Below are 22,084 nucleotides of genomic sequence, written 5' to 3'. Positions count from 1 at the left end.
GTTATGCTCTTAGGTCAATTGCGTCGATTTTGCTTTTCAGCTCTGTAATGTCAATTTCGCCTTCCTCCGACTGGATCCTCAGCTCAGCTTTGGTGCCGTTGGAATCAATGGACGCGTGGATGATCCCGAATGCATCAATCGCCAGTCCGACGATCACTTTCCCGGCCGGATTTTCAAGCTGCAGCTTACCCCTCGGATAGCAATGCTCCGGGTCTGTGCTGTCTTCCCCCTCGTAGATATTCAGTGTCGTATTTTTTTCGGCTGGAAAAGTTTCGGTAATGCTTACAGGCAGCGGCATGTTCTTTCTGATCAGGTGCTCAATGATCATTTTGCCCGCTTGCCTCATCTGGATCCCCACGGATTTGGAAGCCACATCAATGACCCGCTCGCGGTTCCTGGCATAAAGAGCGGCGCCCTGCGCGATGGCCGTGTCGAAGCTGTAACCGGGAATGTTGCGTCTCACGTTTTTACGGGATACCTGTTCCAGCATTTTCGGGATCATGGGCATTCTTGAAGAGCCGCCCGCAAGCACAATATCGTCGATATCGTTCCAGGTAAAACCAGCTTTATCGAGCATGTTGTGCATAATGGCCTTGCATATCGCCATTAAATCCTGTGCGCGTTCTTCGAAATAAAATCCCGCGTAATCGTCGTCTTCATCATCAAAAATCAGATTATCAAGCACATTGCCGCCTCCGGTCGGGCGCTCCCTGAACAGGATCAGTTCTGCGGTGCTTCCTTCTGCATTCAGGAACACTTTCACTTCCTGCTGATCCGTAAGATTGATCTTGCTTTCATTCGCACGCTGGTCGATGTCCCAGCAAAGATCGTCGGGAACTTCGCGGCCTGTTTGCCGCTCGAATTCAGCCAGAAGGTAATCTTTGATCAGCTTATCCCAGTCTTTCCCGCCCAACTGATCGGCACCGTCAGAGGCGATCACTTTTGCATTCCCACCCGCTATTTCCAGGATACTCACATCAAATGTGCCTCCGCCCAGGTCGAAAACGAGGATCCGTTTGGCGGCATTCAGGTCTACACCATAAGTTAATGCCGCGGCTGTGGGCTCATTTACGATCGCAATCACATCAAAGCCCGCTGCAATGCCTGCGAGCCGGGTTTCGTGCCGCTGCTTGTCCCGGAAATACGCGGGGACTGTAATCACTGCGGGTATCACCAGGTTTTGCAGACTGTCGTCCGGAGAAAGCCAGCCTTGTCTTTTGAAAAAATAGAAAGCGTCGTATTTCAGCTTTTTCAGGATAATGGCGGACATTCCTGCCGCACCGTAGTCATAGCCGTCGATCACATAGCGATTGGCCACAGATTTGCCGATATCCCTTTTAACAAACTCAAAAACAGGTGAATTTGCCTGCAACTTCCGGTCGTTTGCTTTTTTGCCGACATATGCTACCCTGCCATCAAACCAGATTACTGAAGGCGTCGTTTCCTGGTTATCACTGTTTTTGATCACCACGGGAAGCCCCTGCTCGTCAATATAGCTCATGCACGAAAATGTGGTTCCGAGATCTATTCCTACACGTGGGATCATTTCATTTTATGGCTTAAAATATCAAGCAAGTACTTGACTTCCAATATAATCACCGGCTCTACATCACGCTCATCCGGACCTTTTTGAGCCTGTTTGGCCAGCTCATTTTTTACCCGTTGCTTAATGGATAGCTTTTCTTCCAGTGAAAGGTTGATCTGTGCGCCTTCCGGAAAGAGGCCTGTACTGCGTCCGACCCGGTTAATGAGGCTAATAAACCTTTCCAGCTGCACCAGTTCGGTATTTTCGAACAAGCTTCTGGTTTCATTGAAAAAGTCGTTTTTACCAATCACTTCGTAATGCTCGAACTTCCTGCCGCTGACATTGATACGTTCTCCCAGAACCAATCCTTCCAGCCTGCCTTTCGTCTCCACATCGTCATCGATCAGGATCAGGCTGCGCGCTGACCCACTGGATTGTTCGTCCGGGCCGGACACTTTTTCCATTACCACAATACCTCCAGACGCCTCATCCTTGTGTCCGGGAGATTGGATCTGTCCGATTTTGAGTGGCAGAAAAGCCCTGCTCCCAATGCTTTTTTCATAGATCGTGTTTGCGAAAATTCCGTCCAGAAACTGGGAAGCAATTCCATCCTGCTCATACCGCCCATAGTCGATCCAGTTGATAAATTTGGCCGCATTACCGCCCCAGTGAAGCTTGAAAATATTCTCTTTGGCCCGCTTAGATAGGCCCGAGTCCAGAAACTCGTCTACGGCCAGGCAGAGGTGCGCAGCGTAAAACGACAGCGCACCAAACTCGATCGCCAGAATTCGCCGCAACCAGGCGATTTCAACGCTTCCGGCATTGCTGCTCAGATTGGAAGCGATCAATTTTTCTTCTTTCCGGAGCACAAAATTCAGCCTGGAAAAGAACAGGAGCGAATCATCCTTCACCTCATTCAGGGCAGCCGCTGATTCATTTGTAAATAGCAATGCCCTTACCCTGGAATTGTTTTTAAGCAAATTGGCGATCTGCTTACCGGCCAGTTTCACCGAAGCATCCAGCCTGATCTTGCTGTCAAACCAAATACTATAATCCGTCGTCCCGCCTCCTACATCCAGGCAAAGCGCGCCATCTTCCTTGTTTGCCGGGCTGGTTCCATCATTATTGATCTGATCGCTGGAAAAATATTCTCCTGCCGCAATGCCCTCGGTGGTAAAGCTTGGCCGCGTATTGATGACGATTTTACCATTATCCTTTGTGGTAATGTTATAAAAGCCCTGGTACTCGTCAAAACGGCGTTTTTCCACCCAGATGAATTTTCCTTCCGGAATTTCCTTGTCTCCGTCTTCGGCTACATGCACAAAATTTTCAAGCGCCTCGGTCCAGGCCCTTTTCATCGCGCGGACTTTATCATCCGAATAAGACTTGGGATAAGTGCACCTGAACTCGATTTTTCCCGTCCGGTTTTGCAAAAGATCAACAATAACCAGGAAAATGGTGGAACGGATGAATGCGATCATGTTGGTCGTATCCTCGTGCCACTTTATATCTGTGAAAACATAATTGGGATATTCGGGCTCGCTTGGAAAATAAATGAACTGGTCAAGCAGAATATCCTTTGTAATTCCCGCCTTGAAAATTCGCAGCAACGTCGGGATAGGCAGATGCTGGTCTTCGGTGGGGACGAAAAATGCGCGCGTGATCTTTTCCCTTTTCGACTTCTCTTTTTTCACACTGTTTCCTCCCTGCGACTGCGGGTCCGAGTTCAGGATGGATCGCACATACTTCGAAAAGCTGAAAACCCACCGCTTAGTATTTTCATTGGAGTAGCGATAAATATTCGTGTTGGAAGTCCCCAGGTCAACGCCAACAATGCTTTTGCCGGTAAATTGTTTACCCTCTACATCCGGGTTCCTGCTGAGCAAAACGAGACCATAAGCCTGATTGCCCCGGTTGGCGCTATTAATGGAAACCGCCTCCGGGAACGAGTTATATCCCGAAATGCGGATGATCTCGGCCCGTTCACGATCCTGATTGGTTTCTATTTTTTGTTCTTTCTGCGAGACTGTGATATGCTCCGCAAAATTCAGGGGCGCGATTTTGAAAGTATCAATGTTGGAACACAGCATGAAATACTGGCACCAGAAATCGCCAAGATAGTCCGGGAAGATTTCCAGGACAGGCACTTCCACTTCCACAATTTCGCCCTCCCCTTTCTGCAAACCCGACTTGGCCGTCCTGAATGTCTTTTTGATTTCCACACGCTGCCCGTCGATCAGCGGCAGGAAGAAAGAAAAAATCACCTTTTCGTCTGTCTTGACAAAGCGTGGTTTCAGTTTCTCCTGAATATCGTCCGGGGTGAAGAAATAAAGGATTTCTTTCCTGAACGGCAGAATGAATTCTGTTTCGTTTCCATTCAAAAATGACTCGGACGTATTCAGGATATCGTCGTCCGTTTTATTCTTCAACAGCGAGTCTGTCAGGAAATAAAGCTCGGGTCTGATCCAGATCGAGTCGTGGTTTTTAAGGTTGATGTTATTGATAAATGCACCGGATTCTTCATTGAAGAATTTGCTTACCAGCGAATGCGTATCGTCACCCAGCTCGCGGGGCGTTAACCCGTCCCACAAAGTTTTGTTTTGCGACAGCAGCGAGGGCGTGATGACAACCACTTCCTTGTATCCCGATTTGTTTTCGAGATAACCCGACTTATTACGCGACATAGAAAGGCTGTAATCGGACTTCGTCCGTTCGCTATCCACATCCCCTTCCACAAGCGGCGTAAGTATGTGCTGATAAATCTCGTAACGCGACAGAAATGCAGGCGGATTCCGGCGGATCGCCTCGGGCATTTCCTCTGCTACTTTCACCTTATTGGACTGGATAATCTTATCCTGAGCAAGGCCCAGCTCCTGCTTGATTTCTTTAAGCCAGTCGGCCAGCAGGCGGTTAATGTCACCAATGTAAATGTGACCCTGAGAAGGTGTGTCATTGGTCTGCGCGATCCTGTTGAATTTGTCAAGGAAATCTTCCAGCCATTTGCCCACATATTCCAGCCCCTCATATTTCAGCGGCGGCCGCAGATAACCTTCGCTGTCTTTCAGTGAAAATCCGCGAAGGTCTTTCAACTTTCGGTTGTAGTCGGCCGAGGTGTAAACCAACGTAGCCGGCGACATTGCACCGATCGCGATATCCCCGAACTTAATGATCAGAATGTCCGTCCACGCATAAGTGGTACCATTGGATTGCAGCTCGATGGGTTTCGGCGCCAGGTTCACCAACGCGCGGCAGAATTTCTCATCGTTGAATTGGACCGGCGAGATTTGCAGCTTTCCTAAATCCGGCTTCACGGAATGCAATGCGAGCAAGCTTAGCAATCCTTTCCATTCCTGCACAATGCGGTCGCGGAGCGGATGTTTTTCGGAACTCAGCGCGCCCTGAAAAGTAAGTGGCCGTGCGTAAATGTCGGGAATGGACGAGACGCCCCGCGTTTGAGCAGACTCGTCTATTTCGATCCCGTTTCCTATGTCGGTGATTACCCTTCGTTGCTTGTCCTCCCAGAGTGCATCCGCAGCAGGTTCGCTGATTTCAGCGCCCGCAGCCAATTTAGGGAGATATAAATGTTTCTGTGACATGGATCAGCGCGTTAATTGTTGACCTGATTTTTGCGATTAAACCTGGCAGCTGCGTCAAAAAAGATGTTCAGATATTTGCTGCCAGCAGTGATATTGTCCCTGATAATGGCATCCTGAAGTCCGTCGTCTCCCAGGAACGCGTGAAAAGTCTTGCGCTTGGAATCGCCTTTGATCAGTTCGCCAATGTTCCCGATGTTGGTGTCGGGATCAAAAAGGTCAAGCTTTTTATTGGGCGTGATCGACCCGTTTACCAGCTTTTTGCTGTCGATCAGAAAAACGGTCTCACCATCATCCATGGAGGCTATCCAGTACAAAAACGCATTCAGAAAATAATCCGCAGCCGCGTACAGGTCATTATTCTGATTGTGCCGCGGGTTATGCAGGTGGTTATCTTCCTTCAAAATGCGGCCGAAATTTTCCCGGTACCAGGTTTGCATGGAAACCTCGTTGTGCGTCCTGCCAAGCTCCTTTTTTCCATAAGTGAGATAGGCGTAGGCAAAAACCGTGAAATCAGAAAGAGCAGTTTTGAATTTGCGCTTATGGGCGGTCAGGCCTGCACTGTCCCTCGTGAGCGGGAGCACATTCCAGTTAATTTTCTCAGTTTCCCGACTGGCCAGAAAGTATTTTTTGTTGTTTGCGGGTAACTGCGCAGGCTGGCTGAAAAAGTCAAATCCGGCCAGCGCGCTGACCATTTCAATGTAATGCGGCTTGTTTTGCTGGGTTGAACTGCCCGTGCTGAAATCCCCAACCTTTTGCGCCAGCGAATCACCGATAAAGTAATATTGGTCAAAACCGAGCTGCTTGTCATTGTAATACTGCAAAGCCGCTTTGGTCGCAATGGGAAAATCCCCGGTCGTGACAAACATCGGCTCGCCCGCGCTGCTGGCGCTGTCTACCGAAAAGCTAAAATACGGCAATACCAATGCGCCGCCCAGCAAAACCCGGCTTTGTTCTCCACTCAGCGTCGCCTGCATGGTATCGTTGAATTTGATCAGCTGGCGAGAACCCAGCGTCGGAAACCCGGCTGCACCCGTTCCTCCAAATATGGAGCCGACAATAAACACGCGCAGTTCATTTTCCCCGAAAGCATCAATCCCGTCCCACAGCATTTTGAAAGGATATTCTTCCATCGGCGGATCTGCCATGACCACCGCGCCAATGGATGGATGCCCGCGAAAACCTTTGTTAAGGGAAGTGTTTAACTCCTTTTCAGTAAACAGGACATTCGCGAGATCCGCAATTTCCGGTTTGGTCTTGACGATATTGTCATAGTTAATGTATTTCGCGAGGGTGTAATTGCTCTCTTCGAAAATATTCCAGACGAACTGCTTGTCGCCCGGCGGGATCACAATTTCTGTTTTGAAAGAATTGTTGTTTTCAGTCCGCTGGAACTTATTTCTGAGCTCAATGTAATTTTTGATCAATGTGTGCGTCCTGGTCAGGTTACCATTTCCCTGATCGGGGTCGATCATGAAAATGTGCAGCTTATCCGGGCCAAGTCCTGCCGCGCATAAGTGAATAACCGATTCAATAACCCGGGAACCGGTTCCCCCGATTCCGATCAATACATTTTTTAACATGGTGGCGGGAGTTTAGCTATTTACCGAATGGGACGAACTTGACAGTCCGGGGAGAAAAGAGAAATGTAGTGAGCCAGAACAATGTAAATGTCAGCACCGAAAGCACCAGGAAGTAAATCACGAACCATTGCGATTCGATCCCTTCGTTCCGGTTGCGGATCACGATCGCGAATGCGAGCGCCACAGCAATGAGCACCTGCGCGAAAAACATCGTGCGCCATTTGGTTTTTGCAGCCGAGAGCTCACCCGCGACTTTCTCCTGGCTTCCGTAATAATACCAATAGGCTGCGAAAATGATACTCAGCAGAGTACCTGCGCCGAAAACCAGCCGCAGCTCGGCGGCCAGTTCTTCTGGATATTTTTCAGCCAGGCTCGGGTTTTCGGTAAAATAACTGGCGAGAAAAATGGAAAAAATCACCCATAGCAATGCGCCGGTTACGGCTGTCAGCAAATAATTAATCGGACTCTTGTTCATTTTGGTTGCGGTTTTGAAGGTTTATTTTTTTTCGAGATAGATGTAAAACTTGGCGATTTTCGGCTGCTTTGCCGTGGTGTGGCTGGTGGCAATATCGGTGACGAGCTTCACCAGGTTCAGAGTTTTACCCGCCTGCACGCCATCAATGGAATCGGTGCTGATATCCTGAATCCACTTCGGGATCACCAGTGGCACCGTGTTATCCAGCGTGAGGTACACTGCGTAAGAATATTCGCCTGCGGGATCTAAATTGGTGAGCCTGATGTCAGAAGAAATTTTTCCACCGGAAATTTTCAGGTTTTCAAGCTTGATCTCCGTGTCTGCTGCCACCGAATCGCTGGCGGAAACTTTGCGTTTAAAAACCTGCGCTTTGATATTTTTTTCGGCAAAACCGGGCATGAACTGATCCGTTTGGACGGTCGCATCCAGGTGGAGCAGCGCCTCCTTTTCGCGTTCTCTCATCGTGAAAGCGAATACAGTCCCATATTGTTCGAGCTGCTTGTTGGGAAGACTGCTCCTATTGATCGACTTGCTTTTTCTGTCTTTTTCCAAGGCTACATCAAAACGCTCGGCTGGGTGATGGGTCAGGATCAAAAACCGGTTTCCGCTGACATAAGGCTTGTTTTGCAAACTTTTGAAAAGCAGGTTAATGTTGGTTTTGTCCCCAAAAATCAATGCGAAAAGCGGACGTGGTGCATTGACATTCAACCGGCTGATACCCTGTCCCAGGTCACCGACGGAGCCATTGAAATTGCTGACTACGCCCACTACCCCGATCTCGATCCCTTTCTGAATGCATTGTTCCTTGATTGTCCCGACAACCGAGTTAATGTCGTTGTTGTTGTAAAACAGGTCCGTGATCAGAACGCTTACGCGCTTCGGGTCCGTGTTCTTGATCGTGTTGGCGAAGTCTGTTTTATTGTTCAGGGTTTGATCGGTAAAAATGGTTTTATCATTCTTCGCCGAAATGAATTCGCTCCTTGAAATGCTGTCAACACGACTACCGTATTTGAAATACTTAATGTCCGTTTTTTTCCAGGTATTCTGACAGGTAGATTCGATATCGTCTACAAAACGCCCGAAATCGCTTTGCCCGGGAACTGAGAATCCCTCCATTGATCCGGTCACATCCAGGTAAACATCTACATTGAGCTTATCCGCGCCGGTTGGCCGGCTGCCTGTGATTTCCGATTTGTCAAAATTCCATTCGGACCTGTCTGCCTCCTTTTTAGTTGTTTGCGTGCAGCCTCCCGACAGCCCGACCAGCAATGCAACCGCCAAGAGCGATGTGTAATAATTATTCATCATTATTTCGACTTTGAATTTCCATTGATCATGACCTTTGTGATTGCTTCGGGGACTTTCGCGATCCGTAGCTGGATCAGTCCGTCCGTCGTGACATTGAACCGGCTTGGCCCCGCCTGAATTTTCTGAATGATCAGGCGTTTTGAAAATCCGGCATTATGCAGCTGAATAACATGTTCGTTTTGCATCAGGTCGATGGGCGTCGTTGATGTTAGCATGACCTCTATGATGGGCTCGGGCAGCTTCACGCTTTTCAGCGCCAGCAATCCGGGTACCGACATATCAAACCGGCGCTCGCTCATGTTTATTTTCTGTTTGATCAGGTTAGCCGAAACTTTGGCCTGGTGCATGGCAACGACATCATCGTTGCGCAACACCTCGGCTTTTTGCCCATAAAGGTTCTGGACGGCCAGGATAAAGGCTATGAATAGGAATGCGGTTTTCATCTGTAAAAATTTAATTGTATCTCACCCGAAAGCGACCTCTTCACCATTTACACTTGCATACACATAAATGTCCGGCTTGTTTTTTAGGAGATTGTTGTTGTCACAACCTCCCAGGATGAACATAATGAAGAAAAAGAGCAAGTATTTTTCATGATAAAGGTTGGTTTACAATGGAATGTGCCTGCATTAAACGTTTAGTAATCTTTGATCGTGAAGAAATAAGCGAGGCGGATCCCGGCTGTGAAATGTCTTGCGAAATAATCGGAATCTTCTTTCGCCATCGGCATCCATTTTGTCACAGACGGTTGTGCAAAAAGGGATATTTCCAGCGGCCGGTCACCCAATGGGATCTCTTTGGCAACGGAAAAATTCACATTCAGGTCAAATGGCTTGACACTGTCAAAATCAGGATCTGTGCCGATATCAAGCTTTTCTGTTTCGGACCCTGATTCGCCTCCGCCACTGTATTTTGATTTAGCCTTTGCGCCAACGGCAAAATTGAAGCCAGGGCCGGCAATTATTTTGAAGCCGCTGTCTCCCAGGCGAAAGCTGAACCAAACCGGAATTTCAAGGTAGGTTATGGAATGGGTGGTTTTGGCTTTCAAAGATTGCACATCGCCTTCCCAATCGGTGAAATTGGCTTTCAACTTGTATGTGAGTCCTTTTACGTTGAACATTAGCCCGCTTTGCAAACTGATCTTTTCGCTGATCCCATAATCAACAAGCGCTCCGGCCTGAAATCCAGCAAAGGGAGGAAAAGTCCCTTTTGAAGATAAATCATAATCATCCAGGTAATCTTCCAGAAAACCATCCGTGTAAAGATTTTTCAGCGCGGTCGACAACATAGGAACGGTTACACCCGGCCCGATTACCGGCGCAATCTTGATACTTTGGGCGAATGCGCTTCCACAAAGGGCCAGCATGAGAATAGAAATGGAAAAAGATTTCATAATGAGTTGAGTTGCTTGGTTAGTGTTTTTTCAGGATTTGAGTTGAGGATGTGATTTGACACTTCATAACTGAATGCACATTGCAGCGGGCGAGGTAAAGTGTATTTGAAATATTTTTTTGTCTGTACTTTAAATTAAATTAACGCTGTATAATATACGTTTGAAGAGAAATCAAAGCTGATTTGGCTGCCACAGCGTGAGTCGTAACAGCCAAATCACTCCGGCTATGCCCCGCCGCCCGGGCCGCTTGGCTTCACAGGAGGCCCTGTGGAATCCGGCGCGGTCTCGATAACCGGCTTAATGTTGGTTGATTGTTTTTCGCAGGAGGCAAGGCAAAGCATTCCTGTTACGGCAAGGCATACTCCCACGGAGCGACCATGCGCCAAAAGCACTGTCAGTTTCATTTTTTTCGATGGATTAAAGTGAGGAAAAAAACTGAGCAGGACTGGCGCCTTGGTCCGCTCTTCCCCTCTTTATCGGATAGCGCGATACTTTTTCACATCTTTTTTGAATTAATTTTTACCTTATTTGAAAAACAGGGCATTAACAGGTAAAATGACCCTTTTCACATGGCCAAACGCTACTCAGACCAGGAACTGATTTCAATGCTGCTGTCGACAGAAATCCGTATGCACAACGATGTGCTCGGGTATCTGTACAAAACTTACGAGCCGATGATTTTCCGGCTGGTCACTACCAACAGTGGCTCACGGGAGGAAGCGGAAGAAATTCTGAACGATGTGGTTTATTCATTTTTTAAGAATGTCCGTGCCGGAAAATACGAGCAGCAGGAGGCGAGAATCAGCACCTATGTTTACAGCGTGGCCTGGCGTAAATGGCTCAGTGAACTAAAAAAGCGGAATATAACGCCCCGCAATACCGAAGATTTCGACAGCTTTTCGTGGGCGGGAGAAGCGGATGATTCACAGTTTACAGATTACGAGAACCGTGAACTTGTGGATAAGCTGCTGGGAATGCTGGAACCGAAATGCCAGAAATTACTCAGGGCATTTATGGATGGATGGTCCATGGAGGACATCGCTGTGATGGTCGGATTAAAAAATGCGAAGTCGGCCAAAGCGCAGAAATATCATTGTTTACAGAAATTGGGAAATTTTATTAATCCGCACCTATGAAACGCCCTGTTGGACAATTAGAAGAATGGGAATGGATCGAGAAATACTGGACCGGAATGCTATCCCATGAAGAGAAACTTTTTTTTGAGAAAGAGATGAAAGAAGATGAAGATTTTGCCAGGGAAGCCCAAAGTCTTCGTGCCGGCATACTGCTCCTGGAAGAAGTCCGCTTTGAAAAGAATGCGAAGGCTACTTTACAGAAATTAACGGAGGAAAGCCGGTCGAAAAGAAAGAACACACGTATCATCGCTATGTCGGGAAGCTTTGCCGCGGCAGCTTGTGCAGCCTTCATTCTTTTCCTTGCCTATGCCCCGCTCAGGCTGCCCGAGCAGGAAAACGACCTGAGTATCCTGCGCGATTTCCGGACGAAGTTCAAAGCAGACTCGACGAATGATCTTTCGCTTGCCAAGAAGCAGGCTTTCGACCTGTTTTTCGAAGGACAATCTTACCTGGCGGAAGGTCAATCACAATTGGCACAGCAACGATTTGAAAGGGTGCTGACTTACAATAATCTCCGGCCTTATTTCAAAGAGGCAGCACAATGGCACCTGGTGATCTGTTATCTCAAAAACGAGCAGACCAGCAAAGCGAGCGAAACCTACGAGGAGCTTCAAAATTCCAGGGAATATTCCGTGCCGGCGATCGAGCGCTGGAAGATCTGGTGGCACCTGAAAAGGTCACAATGGACGGGTAACTCCTGAGCGCCTGAATGCCTGGACTGAAAATGCCGCCAGCAGCAATGCACCTGCTCCGTAAAACCAGGGATCATAGCTTGTTTCGGGCGGATAGATTACTGCTGCATTGCCAATCAATGTAAAGTTTGCCCAGTAATATGGGTGGGCCCATTTCAGCAAACGGGTGTCTTCAAAGAACCGTTGCCGGGTTTTCAAAAGCGCAATATCAGCCGGATGCCCCTCCCGCAAAAATTGGTGGAACAATTTAGAAAACTCGGAAATGCTCTCGCTCTGAGCCTTCCAGGAAGTGGTCAAAATGGTTTTACAGCCTGCAATCCGAAATGCCCGAGCCAGGCTTAACAATCCTTCTGCTTTGCTAAAAGAACCTTCATGCCCCTCACACGCACTCAGCACAACCAGCCGTAGCTTTTCCAGCGGCATGTTAACGATCTCGGTGGCGTAAAGCAGGCTATCGGGCGTATCCGGATGAAATGCAATGAATGAGTTTTCTGGCACTTTAACATCTGCCATCGCGTGTGTAGCGAGCAACAGCACATCTGCCTCACTGACATTCCGGTAAAGCGACGGTTTTGTGGCCGAAGAATCCGTAAAAAACTTTCCCTTCCACGCATTCACTTCTGAAAGCGAACTGATCAGTTTGGATGAATCGGGTGTCCGATCACCTGCGAAAGGCGCATAACTTAAGACTTTCGGCGCGCCATTGAACTGACTTTCTCCTTCAAATGTAAGCCTCGCTGAATAGCTGTAACTGATCGCAAAGTGCCTTCCAAGAAACTGGTCCGTTTTGTTCTTCGGCGCAAGCACTTCAAAAGGCAGATAATGCAACATCCCGTCCCGGGCGATAATCAGTCGCGTAGTCGACTTTACTGATTTCATGAATGGACTGACAAGCATATCGTAAAGTGCTGCCGACTGGCTTTGGCCTGAAAAGGCAAACATCACAGGATCAGCCACAAGCGCCTGCCGAAGCTGCATCACCAACCGCGAAAAACCGGCAGGTAATAGCACTCGCTTCACTTCGCTAACTCCATGATGGATCAGGATGCAGTAAATATGTGTTTTGTCGAGAAAGAAGGAAAGATAGGCGGTCTCCCGATCCAGCCTGGCGGTCAGACTATCCAGGCTCATTTCCCTAAAATCATATTTAAGTTCGTAATAGGGCTTGAACTCCCTTTCGAGGCTGTCGAGGAAATTAAAGGACTGCACATCCACTTTGTTAATAAGAGCAAGCAAGCTGTCCGTCGGCCTTTTTGATTGGCTTGCAGCCAATTGTTTTTTCAGATCGGAGGTACGGTGCCTGAGCGAACGTTCGACTGTGATGACCGCAGATGGCACTTCTTTGACCACCCGATATTTTTCATGTAGCAGATCGGAAATGACCATGCTGCGGTTGCGTTCTGTGAGGTCGAAAAGCAGGCGTTTCCAGCGCTCTGATTTTGTTTTTATAAATAGCTCATAACATAGGCGCACCGCTGTATCCGTACTTTTCGAGACTTTTTCTATGTGAAATTGCTTTGATTCTACAGGGATCATATTTCGGCGAAGCCTGGCTGCTGCATTCAGGCTTTCGTCGTAAGCGAGCACCGTTGCAACAAGTGCTTCCAGATCCTGCGATTTTTCCCATTTACCCCGTTTCGCCTCTGCCGAAACAAGCAATGCTTCATAATGGGCTTTTTCACTCGCCATGGCAGGAAAAGCTGTTTTCTTGCTTCCGTCGGGGTATCTGGCAGCATTTATTCCTTCTCTTGCATAATCCAGCGCAGCGTCCGCCTGTTGCCTGTCCAGCGCGATCCTTGCCAGTCCTACCCAACTGAATGCCAGGAATTCCCCCTGCTTTTGACCCGACTTCTTGTGCAGGTCAATGCAGGTTTTAAATGCCTTTTCTGCCGCATCGAGGTCATGGTTTAGCCGGAAACATTGCGCTAGATAGTTGGCTGATTGAATTTCGAAGTCAAAATCATACTGTAATGGATCTTTTTTTACAATCTGTTCATATTGCCTTTGCGCACGTTGTATTTGCAGGATCGCCCTGGACGCATTTCCCGTTGCCCGGAGGTTATTAGCAAGGATAATTTCACCCCAACAATTGTCCAGAGAACCGGACTTGTAACCCGCAAGCGCCTTTCTGTAATATTGATCAGCCTGAATGAAATTCTCCGCTTTATAATAACTGTTTCCCAGATAATTGTAAACAATGGATTCCAAGCGAACACTTTTCGCTTCTTTCGACAACACTAATGCTTCATGAAGGTATTTTGTCGATCGGCCAAAATCGCCGGTCCACCCATGAAAAAGCGCCTGGTTGAGATAGTGCCCACAAACTTCCGCAGGAATCGTTTTCGAAACAATTGGCTGTTGTTTCAGCCAGTCATTGGATTTCGTAAACCAGTAAGTCGCCGAATCGTTCATGGGCAACCGACTGTAAAATGCCGCCAGTAAAGAGAAATGCTTAAACTTCAGTGTATCATTCTTGATTTTAAACCGATCAATGACCTTCAATCCGGTCAATGCCTGGGCAATCCCCGGCAAATAATTACCTCTGTTATAAAGTACCTTTCCTATTTCAAGATAGTAACTGGCCGCATCCTGAAAATGCTTTTGCCTGATAGCTATTTCGCAAGCTTTGCGACCATAAGATTCAACCTGACCCACAGTTTGCTCCGCCATTGCCTTTTTAAATAAGGACTGATGCGAAACAATGGGATCCGCTTGCAGATTGGCAAAAAGACAAGTAAAGAATCCCAGAAGGAAACTCAAAACACGCTTCGACGAGCAGCTCATAGTACCGGCAAACTTGATAGGCTACAATAGCAAAGTCAATATAACTTCTATTTACCTATTTACGGAATCTGTAAAGCAGAAGATGTGGATTGTTGAAACGATTACCAGATTAGCATCACTTATCTCCCTCAGCTACCCTAACCTGCAGAACATTCACAGTATCCTCATCAATTTTGTAACGCTCGTCTAATCGCAAGCCTATTATCCAGATTACATCCTGATTTCCATTTAACAGGATAAATATATTTTGCTTTTTAAACAGATCCATTTTCAGGTCTGTGAAGAAGTCACTGAGCTTCTTTTTCTTGCCTTGCATTCCTAAAGGTTGAAAAACGTCGCCTTGCTGCCACCTCCTGATGGTAAGAGGAAGTTTGAGCGTATCGGCATTTATGAATGCGAAATTGGCAGTGTGTGACATCGGAAGTCTAAAATTTTTTGGGCTGTGCGAAAGGCTTAAAGAAAAGCTGCCAAAATCAAATTCGCCTTCCAGCGTGTCTATTAAAAAACTTAAATTTGCTTCGTTGTTGATTTTCTCTTGGACTATCAGGTACTCCCTATCGATCAACAATGCGTGCGTATCTGAGAGAAATTGCCTGCCGGAAATGCCGGATAACGTCGCTATGATCTGTGTTGATTGCTGAAAAGAAAAGCCGAACTTATCCAGCACGTGCCAAAGCCGGTACGCTGGCTGGCTTTCTGAAATCAGCTTTTGCTTCGAAATCCGGAGCTGGCCTTCTTTCTCTACCACCACCTCTTCCACCCATTTGTTTAGCATTGCTTTCAGTAAGAGATTTGCGCTTTGAAGCTTTGCCGAGGATTGGATGAATGTGGATTCCAGTGAAGGATTAAGCTGCTGCAAAACAGGAACAACCTTATGCCTGAGCAGGTTGCGTTTGTAATCATCCGATTCATTAGACAGATCTTCTCTCCAATGCAGCCCATTTTCTTGTGCGTAGGCTACTACTTGCTCCTTCGTGGCAAACAGCAATGGACGGATAATGTGGTTATTGATACCTGAAATGCCGTGAAGTCCGGATAATCCGGTACCGCGCACAAGGTTTAAAAGCGTGGTTTCAAGGGAGTCGTTGGCGTGATGTGCGGTGGCTATATATGTATAATTGTGGGCAGCTCTGAGTTCTTCAAACCATTCATAGCGCAAGTTACGCGCAGCCATTTGAGTAGAGATACTCTTTTCCCTGGCAAAAGATTTGGTATTGAAACGTCTGGAGTAAAATGGAAAATGATATTCTTCGGCAAGCGTTTTTACGAATTGCTCATCCCCTTCCGACTCTTCTCCCCTTAACCCGAAGTTACAGTGTGCAACGCCGGCCGGAAATCCGGCTTTCTGAAACAAATGCAGCATTACAACCGAATCCACTCCCCCACTCACCGCAAGCAAACATGGATTGCTATTTAATTCCAGCCGGTGTTGGTTAATAAAAGTTAAAAAAGAATCCACGTTGAACCTCAAAAACGTATTTGATGTACTTTTGAAACAACCAGATAGATCAACCCTCGCCTGGAAGGCCTCAGTATAGCAATTGTGGTAATTTCAAAGGTAAAGGAAAGAACAGTAACATGAAGAAAAAAAATTACCATAGCGGCTGCAACTCTTTTAAACTTTCACGCGTCATCAATATCAAAGGGTATATCAATTACCGAACGTTCTTTACCTTGCTGTTTTTTTTACCTGTCATTCTGTCTTTCAATGCATTGGCTCAAAATAATGCCAGTTCAAGTGAAGATCTGGTAGAGATTCTCAAATCGGATGAACTTGAAATTATCAATGCAAATGGTGTCGATTCCCGACGCGTGATCAATGGCGTTTTCAAACATAAGGGCGCTCTTTTATACAGTAATCTCGCGATTCAGAACATCAGCACAAACGTCATTGAAGCCTTCGGGAATGTAAAAATCGTACAGGGGGATACCGTTACCGTGACAGGCGATACCCTCTACTATTACGGAAATACGCGACTCGCGATTGTAAGCGGACGCAAAACCGTCTTGAAAGATAGCAAGCGAACCTTGACTACCCGCAAGATTGAATATGAGATGGCAAATGGAATCGCTTATTATAAGCAACCGGGCCGGACAGTAGATGAAGAGAATGTACTGACGAGTAAAGAAGGGTTTTACAACACCGCAACAAAGGAATTTACCTATTACCGGAATGTAAAGCTGGTCAATAAAAAGTACACGCTTACAACCGATACGTTGCTTTACAACTCATTAACAAAGTGGTCTTATTTCAATGGGCCAACCAAGATTGTGAACAAAGATGGTACGGTGGTGGGAACAAGAGGCCAGTATAATACGGAATCGACACAGTCGTCTTTTCACAAAAGAACAACGGTTGATAATGAAACGTATACACTTACCGCTGACTCGCTTGTGGTTGATGGGAAAACTAACAACGGACAGGGGAAAGGGAATGTGGTCATTGTTGCAAAAAAGGACAAAACTGTTTTAAACGGGGACGAAGGCTACTACTGGAAATCGAAAGGTTATTCAAAGATTTTTGGTCATGCATACGTCAGGAATGTGGTTTCAAACGATACACTGTATATCCGGGCAGATACGCTTTACTCTTATGAGAATGCAGCCGACTCAACACGTAAATTGATAGGAAACAAGAATGTATTTATATACAAAGCTGATTTTCAAGGCAAATGCGACTCGATCAGTTATAATACTGCCGACTCGGTGATCCGGTTTTTCCGGCAACCCATTCTGTGGAGCCAGCAACACTACCAAATGGAAGCCGATTCCATTACAGCGTTTCTGGTCAATAACGAAATTGATAGAATGTTACTCAAAGGGAAGTCATTTGTGATCACAGAAGATACCCTCGTTCGCCAGTTCAATCAGGTTAAAGGGCGCACGATCAATGCATTCTTTGACAAAGGGAATAAACTTAAACAGGTTCTCGTCGACGGAAATGGCGAAAGTGCTTATTATGCCATTGACGACAAACAAAAAAGTATAGGTCTTAACCGGGTTGAATGCGGAAGGATGAACCTGATTTTTGAAGACAACCGGGTACAAAAAATATCATTTATCGGCAAACCGGATGGAAAGCTGATACCTCCGGCGAAGATCAAGCCGGCTGAGCGCCAGCTCGATGGATTCAGCTGGCGGATCAAAGAGAAGCCAACTAAGGAAAAGACAATTTGGGCAGAGCTATAAAAAATTAGTGCAATGAGGAGTTGGTGAGGTGTACGGCACGGTTTTTTACGTTAAAAAAATAAAGTTAGCCGTTCACACAATATATATTGAATATACAATTATTTCTCTATATTTTTGTAGTGTACTTTTTAACTAAATTCTAAAAAATTAGTCAATAAGTATCTGAATACCAGCTATGAGAAAATATATACTTTGTTTACATTTGGTGATCGCATTTGCTCTCTGTTTTGAGGGATTAAATGCCCAGTCTGTCTCCGGCGGGAGCCGGCTGAATATCGTTGGAAAGAAGAAACCAGCCACTTCCAACAACTTAAAGTTCGCGGTTATGCCCTCAGGCCTCAGTTACAAACCACTTTCTTTACAAAATCCAAAAGCACTTAACAACTTCTACACTTCATTCTTATTCTCAAATTCTACCAATTCTGATAGCAATAACTTACTCGCTTCTGAGGCTGTTGAGAAAGGCGGAGAAAAAAGATCCAATGCGGTTGAGGCGCAAGCGAAAGTGGAAGAATTGCTTTACGTAAATGATAAGATTTCAGTATCCAATATTTATCCTAATCCAGCAAGCGAATATGCGGAGCTTGACTTCAACATTTCGCCAGCAGTAAGGGAAGCTAAGCTGATCTTCTACAACGTCTTAGGATCGCAGATGGATCAGTTTACATTGAACAAAAACGACAGGAAGCTTCGGGTGAATACCAGGGACATGCCAACCGGCCTGTACTTTTACCAACTGTCTGTTGATGGAAAGAAAGTAGCCACTAAAAAAATGCTCGTTCGCCATCAGCAATAGGTTACTAATTAACACTAGATCAGCTACGCTTTCGTTATGAATGGTGTAGCTTTTTTTATTACCTTTGCAGCCAATATGCGAAAAAACAGTCCTGCAAGCTATTTCTTGCTTTTTATTTCAGTTCTGCTTCTCACTACTTCTTGTAGCAAATTCTCCCGATTACAGAAAACAGGGACTGACCAGGAGAAATACGACGCCGCAATGGCATACTACAAAAAGGGTGATTTTTACAGATCAGGTCTTTTGTTTGAAGAACTTATCCCGCTGCTGAAAGGTAGCACGGAATCAGAACTAGCTCAGTTTTACTACGCATACTCACAGTACCAGCAGGGTCAGTACAACACCAGTCAGTTTCTTTTCAAGAAATTTTACGACACTTACGCACGCAGCGATTACGCGCAGGAAGCATATTATATGCACGCATTTTCGCTCTATAAAGACTCGTCGCCTTACAACCTGGATCAGGCAAGTACGCACACGGCGATTTCGGCTATGCAGGATTTCATCAACACGTATCCTGACAGCCAGTTTCGTGATGAATGTACCAAGTATATCCTTGAACTACGGTCAAAGCTGGAACGAAAAGCTTACGAACGAGCGAAATTGTACTATAAGATCAGCGACTTCAATATTGTATCGCTTAAATCGGCAGTAATCTCCATTGAGAACTTCAAGAGGGATTTTCCCGACTCCCGGTACAATGAAGAACTTGCATTCCTGAAAGTAGAATCACAGTACAATCTTGCAACAAACAGCTTTATTGATAAACAGAAGGAACGTTATCAGGATGTTGTGAAGTTTTATCAGGAGATGGTTGACAAATATCCGACAGGAAGATACAACCGCGACGCTGAGAGGATGTTTGATGATAGCCAGAAGCAGATAGAGGTTATTGCTAAGCTGGAACTCGAAAAGCAGAAACTGAAAGAAACGCAGCCTGAACCTTCAAATGCACCGACCAAGGTTACAACTCCCGCCATTGCGGAACCAAAGGGTCAGTAAAATACATTAACAGATTTAGAATTTTTCAAACTATATAAGACAATCATGGCAACTAATCCATCGATCATTACACGGGATACTGATAAAATAGCCGACGTTACCGGTAACCTGTACGAATCTGTATCCGTTATTTCAAAGCGGGCGCGCCAGATTTCAAGCAAGATGAAAGAAGAGCTTAATAATAAGCTTGCTGAGTTTGCCTCTGGTGTAGATAATCTCGAAGAGGTATTTGAGAACAGGGAGCAGATCGAGATTTCAAAGTTCTACGAGCGTATGCCGAAAGCAGGTAGCATTGCAATCGATGAATTTATTGAAGGCAAAACTTACAGCAGCTACCGTACCAGCACTGACGAAGAATAACAAGCATTGACACTGAGAAACCAGCCCCGATTTGGATTGTGGCTGGTTTCTTATTTTATACCTTGCGGAAAACTTTTGCAACACTACGCGGAAGTTTGGTTACTGTTCCGATTTTAACTTCTTAGCCTTTGAACCTCAAAGACAAAAAGATCCTGGTTGGTGTTTCAGGAAGCATCGCCTCCTATAAATCAGCTTTGCTGGTCAGACTTCTGGTAAAAGCCGGAGCCACGGTTCAGGTAGTAATGACAAAGGCTGCCACTGAATTTATAACTCCACTTACCCTCTCGGTACTTTCCAAAAATCCGGTTTACAGCGCTTTTACAAGTGGCGATGGCAGTGAATGGAACAACCACGTTGATCTCGCACTTTGGGCTGACGCGATCGTAATTGCCCCTGCAACCGCACGTACCCTTTCCAAATGCGCTACCGGCAACTGTGACGATCTGCTCACCGCAGTTTACCTTTCCGCGCGTTGCCCGGTATTTTTTGCACCTGCGATGGACCTGGATATGTTTCATCATCCTTCCACGAAACAGAATATCAGCGCGCTAACTACATTCGGAAACATTTTTATACAACCTGAATATGGTGAACTGGCGAGCGGGCTTACTGGCGACGGAAGGATGGCCGAGCCTGAAACCATCGTTTTACAACTGAGCAACTACTTTGCACAGGAGCCGGTTGCCAGAAACAAAAGAGTACTTATTACTGCCGGCCCTACTGTTGAGCCGCTCGATCCTGTTCGCTTTATCAGTAATCATTCTTCCGGCAAAATGGGCTACGCACTTGCGGCCGCATTTTCGGCTGCAGGAGCACAGGTTACACTAGTGAGCGGACCTACCCAGATGAAGGAAATTGCAGGAGTAAACCGCATTCAGGTAACCACTGCGGGTGAAATGCTGAATGAAACCAGAAAACATTTTTCCGAACAGGATGTAGTCATTTTTGCAGCGGCAGTTGCCGATTATACGCCTAAATACGTAGCAGACCAGAAGATCAAAAAGCAGGGCGGTGAAATGGTTCTGGAACTGACGAAAACCCAGGATATAGCAGGAACGCTCGGTCGTGATAAAGGTGAAAAACAGCTACTGATTGGTTTTGCCCTTGAAACGGAAAACGAAATACAGAATGCCGCCGAAAAGCTGGCCCGGAAGAACCTCGATTACATTGTTTTAAATTCCCTCAATGATGCAGGTGCCGGTTTTGCGCACGATACTAACAAAATTACCGTTATTGAAAAGAATGGTACAAAGCGCCTCTTCGAATTAAAATCAAAAGAGGAAGTTGCCAGGGATATCCTACGTATTGTGATTGATAAATGGAGCGAAGCATGAAAGGTATTTTGTCGGTTTTTGCAATGTTTCTGGCTTTATGTTGCCCCAGATATGTTTGGGCGCAGGAGTTTCAGTTTACCGTAAACCTGAACTACGAGCAGCTCGTTGCGCAGCAGAAAACAAATCCGCAATCGATGAGCCAGCTGCAAACTTACATGAACGATTTTCTGAATAATACCCGGTGGACAAACGATCAGTTTGCGAAGGAAGAGAAGATCAAATGCAAGCTGAATGTAAACCTGACGCGCTCATTAAGTCAGGGCAATTATGAAGGCAATGCGCAACTGGTGGTTTCAAGGCCGGTTTATAATTCCAATTACGAAACAGTGCTGTTTACTTATGTAGATAAGAATTTCACCTTCACCTATCTGCCGAGCACGCAGCTTTATTTCAACGAAAACAGCTATACCGAAGAACTCCCGTACATTCTGGCGTTTTACGCAAACGTGGCGCTGATATTTGACTATGATTCTTTCAGCAGAATGGGCGGAGCGCCCTACGTTCAAAAAGCTTTCAATCTGGTGAACCAGGCGAGAAATTCGTCGCCAAATAAGCGGGGATGGGACTCCGGTGGTGATTCAAGAAACAGGTACTGGCTGATAGAAAATCTGATGAGCCAGCAGTTTACCCCATTCCGTGAAGGTATGTATAAATACTATCGTCAGGGGCTGGATGTAGCGACGCAAAATCCGGCAGAGACTCGCGCGAAAGTGCTTGAATTTTTGACAACAATAAAGGAAGTTAATCAGCTTAGACCGGCCAGCGTCGTCGTAAATGCATTCTTTGACGCAAAATCCGATGAGCTATACCGGATCCTGATAGAGGCACAACCGGCTGAGCGCGCACAGGCTTACAACTTGCTCGTTAGCCTGGATCCTACCAAAACACAACTATACCAGCGGCTTTCGCTATAA

General features: G+C 46.3%; 18 protein-coding genes. 8 read left to right on the top strand and 10 right to left on the bottom strand.

Annotated features, from left to right (window positions below):
- Nucleotide 1: 1 nt before the first annotated feature.
- The 8 genes from ASG33_RS07110 to ASG33_RS07075 all read right to left on the bottom strand — a co-directional run bounded on the left by ASG33_RS07110 (nt 2) and on the right by ASG33_RS07075 (nt 10,281).
- Nucleotides 2-1,546, bottom strand: a complete 1,545-nt coding sequence (locus ASG33_RS07110; protein ID WP_082489096.1) for an Hsp70 family protein — start codon at nt 1,544-1,546, stop codon at nt 2-4.
- Complete coding sequence (locus ASG33_RS07105) at nt 1,543-5,121, bottom strand: hypothetical protein (RefSeq protein WP_157474596.1); 3,579 nt, start codon at nt 5,119-5,121, stop codon at nt 1,543-1,545. The genes ASG33_RS07110 and ASG33_RS07105 overlap by 4 nt, the downstream gene beginning before the upstream one ends.
- Nucleotides 5,122-5,132: 11 nt before the next feature.
- Nucleotides 5,133-6,701, bottom strand: coding sequence for a hypothetical protein (locus ASG33_RS07100; protein ID WP_056281807.1), 1,569 nt, complete (start codon nt 6,699-6,701; stop codon nt 5,133-5,135).
- Nucleotides 6,702-6,717: 16 nt separating this feature from the next.
- Nucleotides 6,718-7,176, bottom strand: coding sequence for a hypothetical protein (locus ASG33_RS07095; protein ID WP_056281804.1), 459 nt, complete (start codon nt 7,174-7,176; stop codon nt 6,718-6,720).
- Between the two features lie 21 nt (nt 7,177-7,197).
- A complete protein-coding gene (locus tag ASG33_RS07090; protein WP_056281803.1) occupies nt 7,198-8,484 on the bottom strand; it encodes a hypothetical protein in 1,287 nt (428 codons plus the stop codon).
- Nucleotides 8,484-8,927, bottom strand: a complete 444-nt coding sequence (locus ASG33_RS07085) for a hypothetical protein (protein ID WP_056281800.1) — start codon at nt 8,925-8,927, stop codon at nt 8,484-8,486. Before ASG33_RS07085 ends, ASG33_RS07090 begins: the two co-directional genes overlap by 1 nt.
- Nucleotides 8,928-9,121: 194 nt before the next feature.
- Nucleotides 9,122-9,877 carry a porin family protein gene (locus ASG33_RS07080; protein WP_082489095.1) on the bottom strand — a complete coding sequence of 252 codons (756 nt, stop codon included), beginning with the start codon at nt 9,875-9,877 and terminating at the stop codon, nt 9,122-9,124.
- A 224-nt stretch (nt 9,878-10,101) separates the two neighbouring features.
- Nucleotides 10,102-10,281, bottom strand: coding sequence for a hypothetical protein (locus ASG33_RS07075; protein WP_056281793.1), 180 nt, complete (start codon nt 10,279-10,281; stop codon nt 10,102-10,104).
- Between the two features lie 165 nt (nt 10,282-10,446).
- Here ASG33_RS07075 and ASG33_RS07070 point away from each other — a divergent pair, with 165 nt between their 5' ends.
- Together ASG33_RS07070 and ASG33_RS07065 are read left to right on the top strand one after the other, a co-directional pair.
- Entirely contained in the window at nt 10,447-11,013 is a 567-nt protein-coding gene (locus ASG33_RS07070) for an RNA polymerase sigma factor (RefSeq protein ID WP_056281790.1), read from the top strand.
- Nucleotides 11,010-11,714: a hypothetical protein gene (locus tag ASG33_RS07065; RefSeq protein WP_056281788.1), complete on the top strand. Its 705-nt coding sequence runs from the start codon at nt 11,010-11,012 to the stop codon at nt 11,712-11,714. Before ASG33_RS07070 ends, ASG33_RS07065 begins: the two co-directional genes overlap by 4 nt.
- On the opposite strand, the gene ASG33_RS07060 is transcribed toward ASG33_RS07065, so the two are convergent.
- Nucleotides 11,691-14,375 (bottom strand): CHAT domain-containing protein, encoded by a 2,685-nt coding sequence (locus ASG33_RS07060; protein WP_162242729.1) that lies wholly within the window; start codon nt 14,373-14,375, stop codon nt 11,691-11,693. The two genes, ASG33_RS07065 and ASG33_RS07060, sit on opposite strands and share 24 nt — an antisense overlap.
- Nucleotides 14,376-14,604: 229 nt before the next feature.
- Nucleotides 14,605-15,879: a tRNA lysidine(34) synthetase TilS gene (gene tilS, locus ASG33_RS07055; protein ID WP_229238607.1), complete on the bottom strand. Its 1,275-nt coding sequence runs from the start codon at nt 15,877-15,879 to the stop codon at nt 14,605-14,607.
- 188 nt (nt 15,880-16,067) lie between these two features.
- On the opposite strand from tilS, the gene ASG33_RS07050 reads away from it, so the two are divergent.
- The 6 genes from ASG33_RS07050 (at nt 16,068) to ASG33_RS07025 (ending at nt 22,084) form a co-directional block, all read left to right on the top strand.
- Complete coding sequence (locus tag ASG33_RS07050) at nt 16,068-17,678, top strand: OstA-like protein (RefSeq protein ID WP_056281776.1); 1,611 nt, start codon at nt 16,068-16,070, stop codon at nt 17,676-17,678.
- A gap of 175 nt (nt 17,679-17,853) precedes the next feature.
- A complete protein-coding gene (locus ASG33_RS07045; RefSeq protein ID WP_082489094.1) occupies nt 17,854-18,474 on the top strand; it encodes a T9SS type A sorting domain-containing protein in 621 nt (206 codons plus the stop codon).
- Nucleotides 18,475-18,549: 75 nt separating this feature from the next.
- Complete coding sequence (locus tag ASG33_RS07040; RefSeq protein ID WP_056283411.1) at nt 18,550-19,476, top strand: outer membrane protein assembly factor BamD; 927 nt, start codon at nt 18,550-18,552, stop codon at nt 19,474-19,476.
- A 45-nt stretch (nt 19,477-19,521) separates the two neighbouring features.
- Entirely contained in the window at nt 19,522-19,836 is a 315-nt protein-coding gene (locus tag ASG33_RS07035; protein WP_056281774.1) for a DNA-directed RNA polymerase subunit omega, read from the top strand.
- 128 nt (nt 19,837-19,964) lie between these two features.
- Nucleotides 19,965-21,170, top strand: a complete 1,206-nt coding sequence (coaBC, locus tag ASG33_RS07030; protein ID WP_056281772.1) for a bifunctional phosphopantothenoylcysteine decarboxylase/phosphopantothenate--cysteine ligase CoaBC — start codon at nt 19,965-19,967, stop codon at nt 21,168-21,170.
- The gene (locus ASG33_RS07025) at nt 21,167-22,084 is read left to right on the top strand and encodes a DUF4835 family protein (protein ID WP_229238583.1); all 918 of its coding nucleotides are present in this window, start codon (nt 21,167-21,169) and stop codon (nt 22,082-22,084) included. Before coaBC ends, ASG33_RS07025 begins: the two co-directional genes overlap by 4 nt.

The organism is Dyadobacter sp. Leaf189 (assembly GCF_001424405.1).
Lineage (GTDB): Bacteria > Bacteroidota > Bacteroidia > Cytophagales > Spirosomataceae > Dyadobacter.
This window is presented reverse-complemented; position numbering and strand designations above follow the sequence as displayed.

Excerpts from the sequence above, each read along its gene's own strand:
- ASG33_RS07110 (WP_082489096.1), bottom strand. The coding sequence starts at position 1,546 with ATGATCCCACGTGTAGGAATAGATCTCGGAACCACATTTTCGTGCATG.
- ASG33_RS07105 (WP_157474596.1), bottom strand. The coding sequence starts at position 5,121 with ATGTCACAGAAACATTTATATCTCCCTAAATTGGCTGCGGGCGCTGAA.
- ASG33_RS07100 (WP_056281807.1), bottom strand. The coding sequence starts at position 6,701 with ATGTTAAAAAATGTATTGATCGGAATCGGGGGAACCGGTTCCCGGGTT.
- ASG33_RS07095 (WP_056281804.1), bottom strand. The coding sequence starts at position 7,176 with ATGAACAAGAGTCCGATTAATTATTTGCTGACAGCCGTAACCGGCGCA.
- ASG33_RS07090 (WP_056281803.1), bottom strand. The coding sequence starts at position 8,484 with ATGATGAATAATTATTACACATCGCTCTTGGCGGTTGCATTGCTGGTC.
- ASG33_RS07085 (WP_056281800.1), bottom strand. The coding sequence starts at position 8,927 with ATGAAAACCGCATTCCTATTCATAGCCTTTATCCTGGCCGTCCAGAAC.
- ASG33_RS07080 (WP_082489095.1), bottom strand. The coding sequence starts at position 9,877 with ATGAAATCTTTTTCCATTTCTATTCTCATGCTGGCCCTTTGTGGAAGC.
- ASG33_RS07075 (WP_056281793.1), bottom strand. The coding sequence starts at position 10,281 with ATGAAACTGACAGTGCTTTTGGCGCATGGTCGCTCCGTGGGAGTATGC.
- ASG33_RS07070 (WP_056281790.1), top strand. The coding sequence starts at position 10,447 with ATGGCCAAACGCTACTCAGACCAGGAACTGATTTCAATGCTGCTGTCG.
- ASG33_RS07065 (WP_056281788.1), top strand. The coding sequence starts at position 11,010 with ATGAAACGCCCTGTTGGACAATTAGAAGAATGGGAATGGATCGAGAAA.
- ASG33_RS07060 (WP_162242729.1), bottom strand. The coding sequence starts at position 14,375 with ATGGCGGAGCAAACTGTGGGTCAGGTTGAATCTTATGGTCGCAAAGCT.
- ASG33_RS07050 (WP_056281776.1), top strand. The coding sequence starts at position 16,068 with ATGAAGAAAAAAAATTACCATAGCGGCTGCAACTCTTTTAAACTTTCA.
- ASG33_RS07045 (WP_082489094.1), top strand. The coding sequence starts at position 17,854 with ATGAGAAAATATATACTTTGTTTACATTTGGTGATCGCATTTGCTCTC.
- ASG33_RS07040 (WP_056283411.1), top strand. The coding sequence starts at position 18,550 with ATGCGAAAAAACAGTCCTGCAAGCTATTTCTTGCTTTTTATTTCAGTT.
- ASG33_RS07035 (WP_056281774.1), top strand. The coding sequence starts at position 19,522 with ATGGCAACTAATCCATCGATCATTACACGGGATACTGATAAAATAGCC.
- ASG33_RS07025 (WP_229238583.1), top strand. The coding sequence starts at position 21,167 with ATGAAAGGTATTTTGTCGGTTTTTGCAATGTTTCTGGCTTTATGTTGC.